Source organism: Marivirga tractuosa (genome assembly GCF_042140215.1).
Classification (GTDB): domain Bacteria; phylum Bacteroidota; class Bacteroidia; order Cytophagales; family Cyclobacteriaceae; genus Marivirga; species Marivirga tractuosa_A.
Window position 1 is genome coordinate 1117812 of the sequence record NZ_CP159478.1, and the last position, 16835, is coordinate 1134646.

At 36.4% G+C, this 16835-nt stretch carries 15 protein-coding genes; 9 read left to right on the plus strand and 6 right to left on the minus strand.

Annotated elements, in window-relative coordinates:
* Positions 1-103 precede the first annotated feature (103 nt).
* Genes ABWH96_RS05065 through ABWH96_RS05080 form a run of 4 tightly spaced genes read right to left on the minus strand, consistent with a single transcriptional unit; the run spans position 104 to position 2864 of the window.
* On the minus strand, positions 104-802 hold the full coding sequence (locus tag ABWH96_RS05065; RefSeq protein WP_375580409.1) for a DUF6048 family protein: 699 nt from the start codon (positions 800-802) through the stop codon (positions 104-106).
* A gap of 34 nt (positions 803-836) precedes the next feature.
* Positions 837-1472 (minus strand): hypothetical protein, encoded by a 636-nt coding sequence (locus ABWH96_RS05070; RefSeq protein WP_375580410.1) that lies wholly within the window; start codon positions 1470-1472, stop codon positions 837-839.
* A 46-nt stretch (positions 1473-1518) separates the two neighbouring features.
* The gene (locus tag ABWH96_RS05075) at positions 1519-2175 is read right to left on the minus strand and encodes a DUF4159 domain-containing protein (RefSeq protein WP_375580411.1); all 657 of its coding nucleotides are present in this window, start codon (positions 2173-2175) and stop codon (positions 1519-1521) included.
* A 38-nt stretch (positions 2176-2213) separates the two neighbouring features.
* Entirely contained in the window at positions 2214-2864 is a 651-nt protein-coding gene (locus ABWH96_RS05080) for an HAD family hydrolase (protein ID WP_375580412.1), read from the minus strand.
* A 207-nt stretch (positions 2865-3071) separates the two neighbouring features.
* Between ABWH96_RS05080 and ABWH96_RS05085 the strand changes: the two genes are divergently transcribed.
* Genes ABWH96_RS05085 through ABWH96_RS05100 form a run of 4 tightly spaced genes read left to right on the plus strand, consistent with a single transcriptional unit; the run spans position 3072 to position 6816 of the window.
* Positions 3072-4013, plus strand: a complete 942-nt coding sequence (locus ABWH96_RS05085) for a hypothetical protein (RefSeq protein WP_375580413.1) — start codon at positions 3072-3074, stop codon at positions 4011-4013.
* A gap of 23 nt (positions 4014-4036) precedes the next feature.
* A complete protein-coding gene (locus ABWH96_RS05090; protein ID WP_375580414.1) occupies positions 4037-4333 on the plus strand; it encodes a hypothetical protein in 297 nt (98 codons plus the stop codon).
* Positions 4334-4348: 15 nt separating this feature from the next.
* Entirely contained in the window at positions 4349-5962 is a 1614-nt protein-coding gene (locus ABWH96_RS05095) for a BCCT family transporter (protein WP_375580415.1), read from the plus strand.
* On the plus strand, positions 5959-6816 hold the full coding sequence (locus ABWH96_RS05100; RefSeq protein WP_375580416.1) for a universal stress protein: 858 nt from the start codon (positions 5959-5961) through the stop codon (positions 6814-6816). The genes ABWH96_RS05095 and ABWH96_RS05100 overlap by 4 nt, the downstream gene beginning before the upstream one ends.
* A 105-nt stretch (positions 6817-6921) precedes the next feature.
* Here the strand turns inward: ABWH96_RS05100 and ABWH96_RS05105 are convergent, their stop codons facing one another.
* Both ABWH96_RS05105 and ABWH96_RS05110 read right to left on the minus strand, forming a co-directional pair.
* The gene (locus ABWH96_RS05105) at positions 6922-7491 is read right to left on the minus strand and encodes a hypothetical protein (protein ID WP_375580417.1); all 570 of its coding nucleotides are present in this window, start codon (positions 7489-7491) and stop codon (positions 6922-6924) included.
* Positions 7481-7675 carry a hypothetical protein gene (locus tag ABWH96_RS05110; RefSeq protein WP_375580418.1) on the minus strand — a complete coding sequence of 65 codons (195 nt, stop codon included), beginning with the start codon at positions 7673-7675 and terminating at the stop codon, positions 7481-7483. Before ABWH96_RS05110 ends, ABWH96_RS05105 begins: the two co-directional genes overlap by 11 nt.
* A 405-nt stretch (positions 7676-8080) precedes the next feature.
* Between ABWH96_RS05110 and ABWH96_RS05115 the strand changes: the two genes are divergently transcribed.
* From ABWH96_RS05115 to ABWH96_RS05135, 5 genes are all read left to right on the plus strand, one after another.
* A complete protein-coding gene (locus tag ABWH96_RS05115) occupies positions 8081-8677 on the plus strand; it encodes a phage tail protein (protein ID WP_375580419.1) in 597 nt (198 codons plus the stop codon).
* A 71-nt stretch (positions 8678-8748) separates the two neighbouring features.
* Complete coding sequence (locus tag ABWH96_RS05120; protein WP_375580420.1) at positions 8749-9882, plus strand: ABC transporter substrate-binding protein; 1134 nt, start codon at positions 8749-8751, stop codon at positions 9880-9882.
* Between the two features lie 11 nt (positions 9883-9893).
* Complete coding sequence (locus ABWH96_RS05125; RefSeq protein WP_375580421.1) at positions 9894-10868, plus strand: methionyl-tRNA formyltransferase; 975 nt, start codon at positions 9894-9896, stop codon at positions 10866-10868.
* A gap of 416 nt (positions 10869-11284) precedes the next feature.
* On the plus strand, positions 11285-11887 hold the full coding sequence (locus ABWH96_RS05130) for a hypothetical protein (protein ID WP_375580422.1): 603 nt from the start codon (positions 11285-11287) through the stop codon (positions 11885-11887).
* Between the two features lie 53 nt (positions 11888-11940).
* Entirely contained in the window at positions 11941-16833 is a 4893-nt protein-coding gene (locus ABWH96_RS05135; RefSeq protein WP_375580423.1) for an Ig-like domain-containing protein, read from the plus strand.
* Positions 16834-16835 lie beyond the last annotated feature (2 nt).

Sequence of the window (16835 nt, forward strand, 5' to 3'; positions counted from 1 at the left end):
TTAGGTCTTAAAATTTAGCACCATAACTTATTAAAAGCAAAGATGTTTCAGTAAAACATGCTTTTAACAAGAGTTAGAGGGATTATTTATAGGGACGGTGTGATTAAAAAACAGGAATCCTAAATTTTACATATAAATTAAACTCAGGATTCAATTTGATATTAGTTCTACCATAACCTGGTATATTTTTCACTTCAAAATCATTGAAGGTATCATATTCTTGCAGTGATTTTAGTCGGAATTTAAAACCAATAGATAGAATATCAGGAATATCCATTTTTCGAATCTTTCTTACTTTTTTTTCAGAAGTTAATACAAACTCATACCAGGTGGTATTTAGGTTATTCCTGCTAATCTCTCCTCTATCATTTTCAAAAACAGGGTTGCCTATTTCGTAAACTATATTTTCGTTAAAAGAAGATTGGGCATATCTAATTCCTAAGAATAAAAAGTTGTTTGGGATGACTGTAAAATGATAATCTAGTCCAATTCGGAAATAGTTTCCTTCCGAGGTGTATTCTGAATTTTTATAGGCTTCCTCAGGGGTGAGTTCAGCTATCCCATATTCTCCAATTACCGAAACTTTATCTAAAATTCGAAAATTGACAGCTCCTTCCCATTTTTCGCTTTCATCTATTAATAATGTGTGAAGTTTTAAATAATCAAAAGCAATTCCTATGCTTAATTTTTGAGCTGTTTCAGTATTTTCAACTTCTTCAACTTCCTCAACTTCCCCTGTTTCTTCAGTTTCCTCTATTTCTTCCTCTACAGATACAGAATCTTGCGCAATTACTTGATTCATAAATATTGGAAATAAGAATAACAGGAATAGTAGTTTATATCTCAACATATATCTCAAGTTCATTACTAATGCATCTAGGTCTTGGCCTGCATCCAAAAGGGCCTCTTAAAGAATCAAATTGATGCTCTATCACTTTTAACTCTTTAGCAGATTTTGTGATTTTGCTATTTATAGTAGTATCAGTTAATTGATATTCTAATTTTAGATAATGTGTGGTATTCGAAAATTCAATCTGGAATTCATATTCTGATTCATTCTGAGTAGTTTTTAATGGTATCTTAAATCTCGTTAAACTATCGCCTCCATTTCTATTCTCAAATAAATTGGTCTCTCCATTGATTGATTGAATACTTATGGAGCCATTATTAGTTGTTGTAATCAAGGCATTTATCAATGCTAGAGAATCAGTTTTAACTACTTTTAAATTATTCAAAGAATCAGCAAGAGGTGCATTTTCCGGATTTTCTAATGCTGTATTTACGGCCTCTATTTCACTATTAATTCTTGTTTTGTATTGGTTTAAAGTATCTAATGAAGTTTTATTTAAAATACTTAAGTTGAAATAAGGGTATGCATTATCAGGCCCACAGTCATTACAAGGTTCACAAGCCCAAAAAAGGCTTAGACTTGTGATTATGACAAAAATATACTTAGTGGCAGTGTTAATCATAACTGCAAAATTAAACTTTCTAATTGATTTATAATATGCTTTTTTTCTAATCCTGAGTGAATGCAAAACTCACAATGTTTGCTCCCATTTTTAAAGCTTTCATTCTGACCTCTTCTGGATCCTTGTGGATACTTTGATCTTCCCAACCATTTCCTAAATCACTTTCATAGGAATAAAAACATACCACCCGCCCTTCATAAATAATGCCAAAACCTTGTGCTGGTTTTCCGTCATGTTCATGAATTTTTGGTAAACCATCCTCAAATTTAAATTTTTGATGATATATAGGGTGATCAAAAGGAATTTCTACAAAATCTGATTCTGGGAAGACCTTTTTCATTTCTAACCTGATAAACTGATCCAGTCCATAATTATCGTCAATATGAAGGAATCCGCCCGAAATCAGGTAATTTCTTAAGTTTTGTGCCTCATCATCCGAAAAAACTACATTTCCATGCCCTGTCATATAAATATAGGGGTACTGATAGATTTCTTTACTCCCTACTTCTACTACATAATCCTTATTATCTAAAGGGATATTTAATTCCTGTTCGCAAAAATCAATCAAATTGGGTAGAGCGGTTTTATTGGCATACCAATCTCCACCTCCATTATATTTTAACTTGGCAATTTTAACCTGCTGTGAGAAAGCAGTAAAAATCAATAAAAGTAGTGGCAGTATGAGTAAAACTCTTTTTTTCATTTCTTATACTTAATGAAAAGACCAATAATCTTTCCTTATTAGCTTACATTTAATTCGTGAAAATCTTTGATTTTCAATAGAAGCCCGTCAGGTAATTCTTCCTTTTTTAAGGATGTATATAATCCAATCACATCCATCCCTGCATTTTTAGCAGATTGAATACCAGCTAAGGCATCTTCCAATACAACGCAATTTACAGGAGAAATATTCAATTCTTCAGCAGCTTTTAAATAGATCTGAGGGTCAGGTTTTCCTTTTATGACCATTGTGCTGTCAATAACGGCATCAAAATAATTTCTGATATCTAATCCATCTAATGTGAAATCTGCATTGGCTGTGATGGCTGAAGTGGCAACGGCCATTTTTAATCCAGCTTTTTTTGCCAAAGGTAGAAATTCCATTAGCCCAGGAGTAGGAGCTAAATCAGCACTATATAAATCTCTGTATATTTTTTCTTTTTCTTCTGCTAATCGCATTACTTCCTCATGATCAGCCTTAGGCTTAAGCCCTAGGATCACCTCCTGTATAGTTCTGCCATTATAATGATTTTGGAATTCTTCATCGGTAATCTCTTTACCAAATTGTTTTAAAAACTGTTTAAGAGCTTCTATATGGTAAGAAATATTATCGATTATAACACCATCCATATCAAATATGATGGCTTTTTTATTAGAGAATATAGTATGCATGATCTAATTTTATATATGCGAAATACGGCAAAATCTTATTGATTACCTTATTAAGCTTTTGTTTTCTTGTGATTAAGGCAAGAATAACTTAGTTTAAGTATGTAAGATTACATAAATCGAAAAAGTAAAGAAAGAAGATTATTTTAAACAATTTTACTTTCCGAGTCTTACTTAAGTAGCATATTTTTTAATTCTAATAATCATATTATGAAAATTAGATTTTTTATTTTGCTCTTTTCTATTGCGTCATATTCTTTTGACGGAAATTCTCAGGCTCTAATAGATGATAAGGATACTACATTTATCGACATAGGTGGAGCAGTTAGGTTTAATACAATGTACACTATTTACGAAGGGGAGACTTCTCCCTTGCCAACTGAAAATAGAAATGGATTTTTCTGGGATACTTGGAGATTTGAGGCGCGAGGGCAAACCAAAAACATTGGAATTGATTTTGAATATCGCTTCTATCCAGGCTTTAACACTCATTTTGTAAAAAAAGCATTTTTATATCATGATTTTTCCGATAACCTTCAAATGCAATTGGGGGTTACGCAAGTCCCGTTTGGTAAACTGGAATTCTCAGGGAATTCATGGTGGTTTCATTTACCTTATTATTTTGGTTTGGAAGATGATTATGACACAGGAATTAAATTTAAATGGCAAAAAGAAAATTGGACTTATCATTTTGCTTATTTCCTGATGGCTGAACCAAGAGGTGTAAGTGAGCCTGGATATGGAAGTTTCCCATCAGCTCGGTATTCTTATGATGTTATTCCAGAAGATGGTTATAATGGTAATAAAGAAAGAAACCAGCTCAATGGACGAGCTGAATATGAAAAAGGTAAATTTTTAATGGGGTTATCTGCCCAATTTGGTGAAATATATAATTCTAATAATGACGATAGTTTCAATCAATGGGCAACAGCCTTCCACTCTCAATATGCTTTGAAAGAAGAAGCAAAAATTAAATTTCAGTTTACTCACTACGACTATCCTAATAGTTTAGATGATGATGGAAATCCTGTAAATCATGTCAACATGGGCGCTTATGGTTTTAATACTTATCAAGTAGCATCTAGTGCCAGTACTTTTTCTTTAGGCTTATCCTACGAGTATAATGTGGACTGGGGCCCATTTCTAGCCTGACTTTTTATGATGATTATTCTTATATGCATAAGTATGGTAGCATTGAAATTTTGGGCAGAGATTACAAATTCATAAATTCCCATCAAAACATATTGGGATTTATGGTTACAGCGGGCAATACTTTTACATTTTTTGATATCGCTTCTGGAATTAATCAGCCTTGGTTAAGCAGTGCTTTTGGAGGTAATGCCTTAAGTAGCGGAAGAGGAGAAAATGTAAGGGAAACAGTAGGAATAACAGAAGAAGGGGCATTAAATCCTCCTCTTCCAAATCCAACTATCAATACTCGTTTCAATATTAATATTGGTTATTATTTCTAAATAGAAGAAAATACTATGAAGAATTGGTTAAGTAAATATTTTGATGTGCATAAGCCTGTCTTTTGGCCAGCAACTATTTTGATTGTGGTTTTTATTGGCGTTACGCTCTATGTAGGCGAGCCAATGGAAAAGGTGTTTGCTGATATTCAGGGAGGGCTCTCTGATTATGCTGGTTGGTTTTTTGTGCTTGTTACTAATTTGTTTCTGATATTCTGTATCGTAATTGGCTTTAGTAAGCTGGGTAAAATCAAATTAGGCGGTAAAGATGCCAAGCCAGAATTTAGTCGAGGCTCTTGGTTTGCCATGCTTTTTAGTGCTGGTATGGGAATTGGAATCATTTTCTGGGGTGTGGCTGAACCCATGACACATTTTCTTACTACGCCTCAGGGTGTAGATACCCCTGGTGAGGCAGCCTCTCAAGCAATGCAATTTAGTTTTCTCCATTGGGGATTACATGCTTGGGCGATATACGCTTTAGTTGGATTATCTTTAGCCTTTTTTGCCTTTTCCAGAAAATTACCTCTTACTATTCGATCCGTTTTCTATCCAATTTTAGGCGATAAAATATATGGTTGGATAGGGGATGTGATTGATGTCATCGCAGTTTTAGCTACATTATTTGGTTTGGCAACTTCACTTGGATTAGGCGTGAAGCAAGTCAATGCTGGTTTAACTTACCTTTTTGATATTCCTGATACGGTCACTACCCAAGTTTTATTAATAGGTGGAATTACACTGGTGGCCACTATTTCGGTTTTTTCAGGAATTGATAAAGGAGTCAAAAATTTAAGTGAATTAAACATTAGAATAGGGGCGGTTTTCCTGATTTTCATAATCGCAGTAGGACCAACTTTATATATCTTCGATTCCTACATTCAAAACATAGGAAATTACATTCAAAACTTCTTTAGTATGAGCTTCTGGACAGAATCTTATGCACAAGAAGGAGAAGGGGGCTGGCAAAATGGTTGGACAGTTTTCTATTGGGCTTGGTGGATTAGTTGGTCGCCATTTGTAGGAATGTTTATTGCCAGAGTGTCCAAAGGAAGAACGGTAAAAGAATTTATTACGGGGGTTTTATTAGTGCCTACTTTATTGACTTTCTTATGGATGACTGCTTTTGGTGGAACTGGTATTTGGATTCAACTGAATGAAATAGCAGACATTGGGCCTGATATAGTAGCAGATGCTTCTACTAGTTTATTTGTATTACTAGAGCAATTTCCATTTACGGGTATTGCCTCTGGAATTGGAGTCATTTTGGTAATTAATTTCTTTGTTACCTCATCTGATAGCGGATCTTTAGTAATTGATAGTATTACTGCTGGAGGGAAATTAGATGCTCCAGTTGGACAAAGAATATTCTGGGCTGTATCCGAGGGTGCAGTAGCCGCTGTATTATTAATAGGTGGAGGATTAACTGCGCTGCGAACTGCAGCTATTACCACAGGCTTACCTTTTGCTCTCATTTTGATTTTAATGATGTTCAGTCTTTACAAAGGTCTTATGAAGGAACATGCACGCAATCTTGCAGAGGCTAAAGAAACAGATTTTGTCTCTTATCAAGAAAAGCTTAAAGATGTAATTGGGAAGAGAAGTTCAAAAACCGAGAAAACTAAAGAAGGATGAAGAATGTAATCGTATTTATGGATATGTCCAAAATGGACGAAATTGTATTGAAGCAAGTAAAGCAACTTGAAAAAGTATGGGGCTTTGATAAAATATGTCTAGCCCATTATATAGAGCTTCAGGAATTAACAGATGATTTTTCTTCTCAATTTCCGGATTTAGATAAACCTTTGGAAGAAATATTGGAGGAGGAGATTATTGAGAAGGCAGCTCAGGCAGGATGGGATGCTGAAAATTATACTGTGAAAATTCATAATAAAGGTGGGAAAGATGACTTGACCCAATGGGTGAATAATAGTGATTATAATCTTTGTGTTTTTGGTAAAAAGGTGATTAATCCGGGTTCCGGTATTTTTGCTTCTAAAATTGCCCGATTGATAGATAAATCTATTTTATTCACTACAGAAACATCTCGTCCTAATTTTGATAATGTGATGCTATGTGTAGATTTCTCTAATTATTCCAAGAAAGCAGTAAAATTCCTAAATCACTTTATTCCAGATTCAAGTTCTAATTTCAGCCTTTTTCACGTTTATAAAGTTCCTGCTATTTATTTCCCTTTTGTAAAGCAGAAATCTGAAAAATTGGTAGAGGAAGAACGAAAAAAGGCAGAGAAAGCTTTGGATCATTTTAGAGAGAAATATACCAAACAGCCAAAATCCAATGCCTGGGTGGAATACAATGATGACCAGCCTTCTGATAAAGTGATTTATAATTATGCCCGAACGCATCATGTAGATTTAATAGTGTTGGGCATAAAAGGAAAGTCAGATGATGATGATTTATTGATAGGCTCAGTGGCAGAAAAGCTTATTCAGCCTGATCGTTATGTGCCTGTTTTATTGGTTCAGTGAGTGTTATTTTAGAATGAAATACAAATACAAAGTTTTTATTATGGCTAATAAATAATGAAAGCCGATCATTATCAGCTTTCATTATGATGAGTAGTTAGTTCGTGTTTAAGCAAAACCTGCATCTAATATTGTAGCTCCACCATCCACATCCTGCCAGGCCATTCCTGGCTTTTCTTGAAATGATACTTTATTGCCGCCATCTTCATGCGGTTCGTTACTTATAATCCAAGTTGCACCATCTGGTGCAACGCTTATTTCCCTTGCAAAACCATCCCCCGTTAATTGCTCGTGTTTTCCATCTTTTTCAAGTTGGGCAATCATGCCATCAGTATTTATTATTAATGCTTTACCATCTGGAGTCCCTGTAATTTTAATGGCTCCCATTTCAGAAGGTACTTTAACCCATTGGTCATCTGTTAAATATTGGATATTCCCACCTCCATGGATGCCTTCTTGGCTTATCACCCAAACAGTGCCATCGGCACCAGCACTTATTTCCTTTGCAAAACCTTCTCCTGATAATTGAATTGGTTTTTCGCCTATCTCAAGTTGCCAAACTTCACCTCTATTGTTAATAATATAAGCTTTAGACCCTTTAGGTCCCCCATCAATTTTGATGGCTCCACCTGAATCTATTGAACTCCATTTTTTGGCAGAAGGCTCTTTATATTTCACCGGTCACTCCTCCTGAATCTTTTTCAGTGGCATTTTGATCTAATATAATGGCCCAAATAGTTCCATTAGCACTTATGCTCAAGTCTCTAATGGATTCGTCCATTGTTTTGCCAACTCCATCTGGGGTAATTTCCCTTACAGAATTATTGTTTGTAAGGCTTAAAATTTTGGACTTGTTTTTCATTGTAAGTAGTTGTTTTGGTTTAAAATATATAATGCTTATTTCCTTTATTACTTTAAATAAACAGGAATAGTAAAACTACAATTATTATATTTAATAACAAATATTGATTTAATAATTAAAAAGAAAGATGTAGTATATAATTTTACAAATATTTTTTTGATTATTTGATAATAGTGTTTAAGTTTAAATTTGTTAATGTTCTTTGTATTTTAATTCAGCCAAACCTACTAATTTGTGTGTTTACTAATAATTTAAAATTGGTGAAGTATAAGTGTTCTCCCATCATTTGATTATCGATCATTGTTAATGAATAATGTTTCTTCGTAATACACCTTTTTAATTTGTGAAGTTGAATTAATTCCATCGAACTAATTTTCACTTTAAACATTTTAAATTCAAAACCTTATGGAAGGAACAATTTCAGAAATCCGATATTTCGGACCAAATTGGGCACCTAGAAACTGGATGCCTTGTGACGGTAGATTATTACCTATTTCACAATACACCGCATTTTTCTCATTAATCGGGACACTTTATGGGGGAGATGGCAGAACAACTTTTGCAATCCCTGATTTGAGGGGGCGAGTACCAATTGGTATGGGAAATGGACCTGGCCTTACTCCCAGGTCAAATGGTCAAATGGGAGGTTTTCAAAGTGTTACTTTAAATGCGCTTGAAATGCCAGCTCACAATCATACAGCTCAAACGAGTAATCCTACAGTTAGTAGTGCGACAGCTACTATAAGAGCCAATACAAGTGCCTCTAGTGGGACAAATCCATCAGGGAATTACCCTGGTATTGATCAGGTAGGGCCTATTTATAATTCTACAGCTAATGGAACTATGGCGAGTGATGCTGTACAAATCAACAGTATTGACTTTAACCCTATTAATACCACAATCGGAATGGCAGGAGGCAATCAATCGCATGAAAATATGCAGCCATGGACATGCTTGAATCCAATCATTTGTTATATAGGGATTTATCCTTCAAGAAATTAATTTATTATTAATATTAACATTCAATAAGAAGCGAAAGAGGGGAGTAACCTCTTTTGCTTTTAATAACCAAAATGTTACAAAAAAAAGAAAGTAAAAATAAAATAAAGGTCGGGGTGTTTGTTCCTCAATCACCCGCATATCCAAGTGCAAGTCTAAATTTCGTAGATGGTATTAAGCTATATTTTACTCTTTTCGAAAATAGTTTTCCAAGAGGTGCTGTAGAATTGGAAATTATAGACATTGGTTCTGGAAGTGCATCCAAGGTAAAAGAAAAAGCACAAGCGCTTTTAATGAATTTTCGACCAGATTTTATTTTGGGTTATATGAATTCTTCTATTGGTATTGAATTGGCAAATATGGTGAATGCATTTGATATACCAGTACTGATTTCTAATTTGGGAGAAAATGCTGTTGAGCCATCCGAAATTCCAGAAAATTTATTCTTCAATACTTTCCAATTTTGGCAGTCCTACTTTCACTTAGGGCGATACCTTTCCTCTAAATTTGAATCTGATTGGTTAATCATTTCATCTTTGCACGATACAGGGTATGATCCGTTGAGAGCTTTCAGATTAGGGTTAAAATCTAACTATGCCAATATTGCACAGGAAATTTACCTTAATGCTCATACTGCTTCGGAGTTGATAGAGGAATTTAATAATCAATTTAAGGGGGTAAATAAATTAATTCCAGCAGTATTTTTTCCACCTAACTTATTAGAACCTGTAATAGAAGAATTAGGGAGCAAATTTGATAAAGTCATTTCAACTCCCTTCTTTAAGTCTGACAACGATACCATAAAATACTGGGCCATTCCACATGGTCAATTGAATGTAACAGAGCCAAAAATTGTAAAAGGAGCACAGGAGTACCTTGAAACTACACCGGACCTATTTCATATGTTAGGCTATCGGGCTGGAGGGATGCTTTATGAAGCGGCTAGTAAATTGGAAGATCCAGGATATGATTATCAGAACATCTTAAATGCTTGGAAAAACTTTGAATTTAAAGTAAGTAGTGAATTTTTTTCTGTTGATGCTAAAACGAGTGAATTGTGTGGGTTATCAAACGTCTTTAAAGGAACATCTCCTCAAGGATCCTATGAGTTGATTCACTCAGTCCACTCAAATAAAATAGATGATTCAGTTTGGGAAGAAATGACAGAACAAAGATCTGCATTTATAAATCCTTATATGTTTTATTAAGAATGAATAATATGAAATTTAAAGCTGTCATTTTTACGAATAGTTCTTGGGGTTTACCCCTTATAAATGAATTATACAAAATGGATATTCTATATGGGATAGTTATTCCAACAAAAGTACATTCAGAAAATGATCAGATCATACAATTTGCAAGACAAAATAGAATTTCTTTAATTTCGGTAGGTAAAGAACATCTCAATCATGAGTTAAAAGATTGGTTGATAGAAATAAATCCAGACGTTGTTTTATGTATGACCTTTCCTTACCTGATTCCTCAAACTGTCTTAGATATTCCAGCTAAGGGGATCATCAATTTCCATTTTGGCAAACTCCCAGAGTATGCAGGCCCTGATCCAGTGTTTTGGTATTTAAAGGAAGGGAATAGAACCATAATCATTACTGCGCATAGGATGGGGGGTGATTTTGATGAAGGTCAACTTTTAATCGAAAAAGAGGTCGCAATAATACCGGGAGAAAATTGGGGTATTTTAGGGTCAAGACTCAGTCTTGTTTCAGTCTCCATGATTTCACAAATTCTGAGTAAAATTCAAGAATCTTCTGAAAATTTGAGAGAGATCGGACATGCAATGAATTCAAAGACTATAGACTTAAAAAGTCTTCAGATTGATTGGGCAAAACAAACCGCTGATGAAATTGAAAATTTAGTCAATGCATGTAATCCCAGGTATGGAGGTGCCATTACAAACTTTAGAGGTGTGGTAGTACGAATTCTAGAAGTAAGTCCTGCAGACTTGAGAAATGTCCACTCCTTTACACCTGGAAATATAGTTTTAGCGGATGCACAGCAAGGGATATTTGTACTTTGTTCTGATTATAAGTTTTTAAGAATAAATATATTGTGGACCCCTGAGGGATATATGTCAGGACAAAAACTGGTTGCTTTAGGAGCTAGGGTTAATGAAAAATTTTATACAAATGAAACAATAGTGGAAAGTAATGCAACTAGGGATGCTATGCTTTCATAACATGACAATTGATAATAATTTTCAACATTCAATTTATTCTATTTGACTAAATATTGTAGAGAACTAATACTAATTAAATGAAGGTGTTTTTATTTGAAGCTGAATCTTAAGAACTAAGTCTTAAAATATATACTTCGATTAGTTCCTTAAATTATTCGTTTAAAATTATTATTTATTAAAAGATTAAAATCATATTTGTAATATATATATATATAATCGGATATATTATATAATTAAATATAGTTGCTACTAGATGATGTAGTCTTGGTAGTACATGCGATACCTTTTTTTAGAGATACTAATAGTTTTTATTGAAAACCAAAAGATTAGTATCTCCTAAAGTATAGTTGAAAGGAGATAATGGCTTAAAAACTATTTTCTTAACAGTAAGAATAATACAATATATTTATAAGAGAATGAAGAAAGCAATACAAAATTTACTATTCATCATCATGACGATAGTGATAAGTGCCACTGGTCTAATAGCTCAACCTACTATTGGAACTACCACTTTTGATGGTGCAAGTGTTCCAGGTACTGGCTTTGGAGTTTTACCGCAAAATTTAGAGGTTCAAGGCTGGGATTTTTTAATAACTGGTAATGTAGGAACTAGTGGATCTATTACTCACAATGGTGGATTTAGCCCTGCGAATGTTTCTATCTTTGGACAATCGGGTACCACCACTATTAATATAGGTAGTAATGATGGGTCTGAATTCAACTTCGATAACTATGTTGTTCAATTTTTCAACTTTGCAGGGGTTTATACGATAACCTCTTATAAAGATGGAGTCCCTGTTGGCTCAACAACAGCCACTGCAGTAAGTACATATAGTGTAGTGAATCTTTCAGCAAATACCAACTTCGATAATATAGATGAAATTAGATTAACAGGTTTTGGTGGTAGTAGTGTGACATTTCAAGTTGATGAAATAACTATAAGTGCAGCCGCAACCCCAAACACAGTACCAACAGCTTCCAGTTTTACTGCTTCAAATCGGTCCGATTCGAAGACCTGACTTATACTTTCTCCACTTCAGATTTTGGTTATTCTGATGGAGATGGTGATCCTTTGAATAACATTTTAATTGAATCAATACCAGGTGCAGGAACACTTTATGTCGATGCTGATAATGATAATACTTATGATGGAGGTGAAGAACTAACCATAAGTGATCAGATAAGTAAAGCCGACCTTGATGCAGGAAATTTACAGTACATACAAAATGGATCTACAAATACTTCTTTTCAGTTTGAAGTAAATGACGGCACAGAGAATAGTACAGGTAATTATATTGCTACATTAAATGTGTTGCCTGTGCCAACAGTAACCTTAGGTCTTTCACCTAGTTCCAGAAATGAATCTATTTCAACAAATAATACGATAACGGCTACCCTTTCCAATGCATATGGAACGAATACAACGGTTTCATTAGCATTTTCAGGTACAGCAACAAACACTTGGGATTACAGTAGAAGTGGTACTTCCATATCAGTCACTGCAGGCTCCACAACAGGTTCAATCACCTTAAGCAACCAAAGCGATGCAATGTATGAAGGTGATGAAACAGTAGTTGTAGATATTTCAGGTGTCACCAATGGTACTGAAAATGGTACTCAACAAGTTACCTATACTATTACTGATGATGACCCCCAGCCTTTAGCTACATTATTTTTGCGTAATGAATATAATCCTATAACTGATGAAAGTGGCGGTGATGCCTACATTGTAAGTGAACTAAGTGCAGTTGCTGGAGTTACAGTGACAGTACCACTAACTTTTGGTGGTACAGCCACAGGAGGAGGCACTGATTACGGTATTTCAGGCTCTTCAATTGTAATTAGTCCGGGAGAACCAAGAGATAGTATTCGTGTTACATCCATTTTTGATGGTATTGAAGAAGGTGATGAGACCATTATTATTGACATGGACGCGCCAACCAATGCAACAGAAGATGGTACACAACAAGTAACCCTTACTATTGAAGATGAAGACGCAACCTTTCCATCGACAAGTATTTCATCGGCAATCGGAAATCCTACCAATAGTAGCCCATTTAGCGTGTCCATTAGTTTTAGTGAACCGGTAACGGGCTTTAGCTTGGGAGATATTACCGTAGGGAATGGAACAGCAAGCAACCTAAGCGGTTCAGGAACTACTTATTCGGCTGATATCACGCCTACCGGAGATGGGCCCGTAACAGTAGACGTAGCCGGGGATGTAGCTTTTGATAGCTTTGGAAATGGAAATACGGCAGCCACTCAGTTGAGTAGAGTCTATGATGGTACAGGACCATCAACTACTATTACTTCTACTGCAGGCGACCCTACTAACTCTACTCCTTTTCCAGTAACATTTACTTTTTCTGAAGCCGTAACAGGTTTTACCTTGGTAGATATCGCAGTAGGAAATGGTAGCGCTGCTAACTTGGCCGGATCTGGAACCACCTACACAGCTGATATTACCCCAGCAGTTGATGGAGCCGTGACCGTGGACGTCACTGCTGGAGTAGCTACTGACGGGGCAGGAAATGGAAACACAGCAGCCAGTCAGCTGAGCAGAGTTTTTGATGACACAAGCCCATCTGGCTATTCAGTTACTTTTGATTTACTTGGTGAATCAATAATCAATACAATTAATCAAAATATCATAGAATTTACTGGCACAGGTTTAGAAGTAGGAACTACTTTAAACTATTCCTTTAGCAGTGACGGAGGTGGTACGCCAGTTTCGGGTACAGAAACCGTCACTTCAACATCCGAGACTTTTGACAATAGTGGTGCTGGTTATGATTTAAGTAGCCTGACAGATGGTACTGTAACTTTAACCATTAGCCTCACAGATGATGCAGGAAATACGGGATCTGATGCTACTGCCACAGCAAGCAAAGATGCAGGGCCTCCAACAGGCTACACAGTTTCTTGGGATGATGCCTTAATCAATACAACAGAAGCTTCTACTGCCAGTTTTACGGTGTCCAATGCGGAAGTAGGAACCACTATTAATAATTCGATTTCTAGTTCAGGAGATGGTAATACCGCAACAGTTTCTAATCCTATCACGGTTACAAGTACTAATCAGGTAGTTACCATAGATGTCAGTTCATTAGATGATGGAGTGCTAACTGTTGAAGTGTCTTTAACAGATGCAGGAGGGAATACGGGAGTTACAGTCTCAGATAATACAGCTACACTTGATCAGACAACCCCTTCAGGTTATTCCGTATCAATAGATCAGGCGGATATCAATGCTGCCAACCAGACAGCGGCAAGTTTTACTTTTGCAGGGGCAGAATCTGGGGCAACTTATAATTATACACTAAGCAGCAGTGCAGGTGGAACTGATGTTACGGGAAGCGGAACAATAGCTTCTGCTATCGATCAAATAACTGGACTCAATATAAGCAGTTTAGCAGATGGTACCATTACCTTATCCGTAACACTTACTGATCCTGCAGGAAATGAAGGGACAGCTGCTACCGATGATGTTTCAAAAGATGCCACCGCACCGAATTTCATTTCCGTGGACGATGATGGAGGAGATAATTCCTACAAATCAGGAGAAAGCCTGAGCATTGTGGCTGACCTAGGCGAAACAGGCTTAACGGTTACAGCAGATTTGTCAGTGATTAATTCCGGCTTGAGTGCAACTGCTTCCATGACAGACAATACCGATGGGACGTATAGCATATCGGTAGCCGATGTTGATAATGGAGGCAATATGATAGAGGGAACATCCATTGCACTACCATTGACTGCTTCTGATGGGGCTGGGAATCAACAGACAGATAATAGCTTAACCTTGACACTTGATAAAACAGCACCTGCAGGTTACACCGTGAGTGTTGATCAATCCATTATAAATGCTACTAATCAAACAGCCATCAGTTTTACCTTTGACGGAGCAGAAGTGGGTGCAACTTACAATTATACCTTAAGCAGCAGTGCAGGCGGAACCGGTGTTACAGGAAGTGGGACAATAGCTACAGCAACTGATCAAATAACTGGAATAGATATAAGCAGTTTAGGAGATGGGACTATTACATTATCCGTAACACTTACTGATCCTGCAGGAAATGAAGGATCAGCAGCTACCGATAATGTTTCAAAAGATGCTGCTGCACCGAATTTTATTTCCGTGGACGATGATGGAGGAGATAATTCTTACAAATCAGGAGAAAGTCTTACCATCGTTGCTGATCTAGGCGAAACAGGCTTAACGGTTACAGCAGATTTGTCGGTGATCAATTCCGGCTTGAGTGCAACCGCTGCCATGACAGACAATACCGATGGAACGTATAGCATTACGGTAACCGATGTTGATAATGGAGGCAATATGATGGAAGGGACTTCCATTACAGTGCCATTGGTTGCTACTGATGGGGCTGGAAATCAACAGACGGATAATAGCTTGACGTTAACACTTGATAAAACAGCACCTGCAGGTTATACCGTGAGTGTTGATCAATCCATTATAAATGCTACTAATCAAGCAGCCATGAGTTTTACGCTTGGTGGAGCAGAAGTGGGAGCAGCCTATAGTTATACCATCACCAGTGACGGTGGAGGAACAGCTGTAACAGGCAACGGAACAATAGCTTCCGGTACCGATCAAATAACTGGAGTAGATGTGAGCGGTTTGGGGGATGGCAACCTCACTTTATCGGTTACACTGACAGATGTGGTAGGAAATGAAGGTTCTGCAGTAACTGATGATGTGACTAAAGTAACCACATCCATTGCTTTCAATACTACTGATAGCAATGGCGATGAATCTGTGGCAAATGCAAGCATTCAAGTCGATTTGTCCATTAATAGTGCATTTGATGTTAGTGTTGATTATACCATATCAGGTACTGCAAATGGTGGTGGGAGTGATTATTCTTTAACGAATGGCACATTAACCATTCCTTCAGGAAATGAAAGTGGGTCTATTGATATAACTGGTATAGTAGATGATGAATTGATCGAAGGGGACGAAACAATTATACTTACCCTTTCAAATCCAACAAATGCTTCATTAGGAACTAATACCGAATTTATCTATATTATTAATGATAATGATGAAGCAGAAATTAGTCTGGTAGCTACTAGTCAAGCTGAAGAGGATGATGTAGATGGATTATATACAGTTTCAACATCGAAGCAATTTGCAAATGATGTGGCCTTAACATTTACTATAAGCGGAACAGCTACAGAAGGTGCCGACATAGAGTCCCTTGGGACTTCAGTTATTTTCCCTGCATCAACTAATTCTATAAACATTCCTGTAGTGGTGATAGCCGATACGGAAGTAGAAGAGGATGAGACAGTTATATTAAACTTAGAGAGCACGGATAATACTGCTGTTTTGATAGGGTCTGAGAATTCAGCTACCGTTACCATTACTGACAATGATGAGAGGCATCCTCAAACCATAACATTTGACCCAATTGCTGATAAAAAATTAAGTGAAGGAGAAGTGATTCTAGAAGCCACTGGTGGCGATTCTGGTGAGCCAATTACCTATACAATCTCAACAGATCCTGTGAGTGGTGTGGCCACTTTATCGAATGGAGCAATTATGCTAGAAGGTGTTGGTGCGGTAACAGTAACCGCCAGTCAAACAGGTAATAATTCCTATCTACCGGCAGAAGATGTTAGTCAAAGTTTCTCTATTCTTTCAGATGAATTATTGTTGCCAACTCTGTTCACACCTAATAATGATAGGATAAATGATGTGCTACTCATTAGAGGGGACGCAGCTGTTCAATCCGTTAGTTTTAGAATCTATGACCGAAACGGTAATCTCGTTTTTGAATCCGATAGTTTTCAGGAATTAACAGAAGTCGGTTGGGATGGAATGAAAAACGGGGTCAATCAGCCTGCTGGCACCTATGTATGGGTGATCTCAGGTAGGATGACAAATGGTGAACCGATAAAGGTTAATGGATCAAATAGAGGAACAATTCTTATCGCTAGATAATA

Bases quoted from the DNA above. Each gene is read 5' to 3' on its own strand.
- ABWH96_RS05080 (WP_375580412.1), bottom strand. From the start codon at position 2,864: ATGCATACTATATTCTCTAATAAAAAAGCCATCATATTTGATATGGAT.
- ABWH96_RS05065 (WP_375580409.1), bottom strand. From the start codon at position 802: ATGAATCAAGTAATTGCGCAAGATTCTGTATCTGTAGAGGAAGAAATA.
- ABWH96_RS05095 (WP_375580415.1), top strand. From the start codon at position 4,349: ATGAAGAATTGGTTAAGTAAATATTTTGATGTGCATAAGCCTGTCTTT.
- ABWH96_RS05125 (WP_375580421.1), top strand. From the start codon at position 9,894: ATGAAATTTAAAGCTGTCATTTTTACGAATAGTTCTTGGGGTTTACCC.
- ABWH96_RS05110 (WP_375580418.1), bottom strand. From the start codon at position 7,675: ATGAAAAACAAGTCCAAAATTTTAAGCCTTACAAACAATAATTCTGTA.
- ABWH96_RS05090 (WP_375580414.1), top strand. From the start codon at position 4,037: ATGCATAAGTATGGTAGCATTGAAATTTTGGGCAGAGATTACAAATTC.
- ABWH96_RS05115 (WP_375580419.1), top strand. From the start codon at position 8,081: ATGGAAGGAACAATTTCAGAAATCCGATATTTCGGACCAAATTGGGCA.
- ABWH96_RS05075 (WP_375580411.1), bottom strand. From the start codon at position 2,175: ATGAAAAAAAGAGTTTTACTCATACTGCCACTACTTTTATTGATTTTT.
- ABWH96_RS05100 (WP_375580416.1), top strand. From the start codon at position 5,959: ATGAAGAATGTAATCGTATTTATGGATATGTCCAAAATGGACGAAATT.
- ABWH96_RS05120 (WP_375580420.1), top strand. From the start codon at position 8,749: ATGTTACAAAAAAAAGAAAGTAAAAATAAAATAAAGGTCGGGGTGTTT.
- ABWH96_RS05130 (WP_375580422.1), top strand. From the start codon at position 11,285: ATGAAGAAAGCAATACAAAATTTACTATTCATCATCATGACGATAGTG.
- ABWH96_RS05070 (WP_375580410.1), bottom strand. From the start codon at position 1,472: ATGATTAACACTGCCACTAAGTATATTTTTGTCATAATCACAAGTCTA.
- ABWH96_RS05085 (WP_375580413.1), top strand. From the start codon at position 3,072: ATGAAAATTAGATTTTTTATTTTGCTCTTTTCTATTGCGTCATATTCT.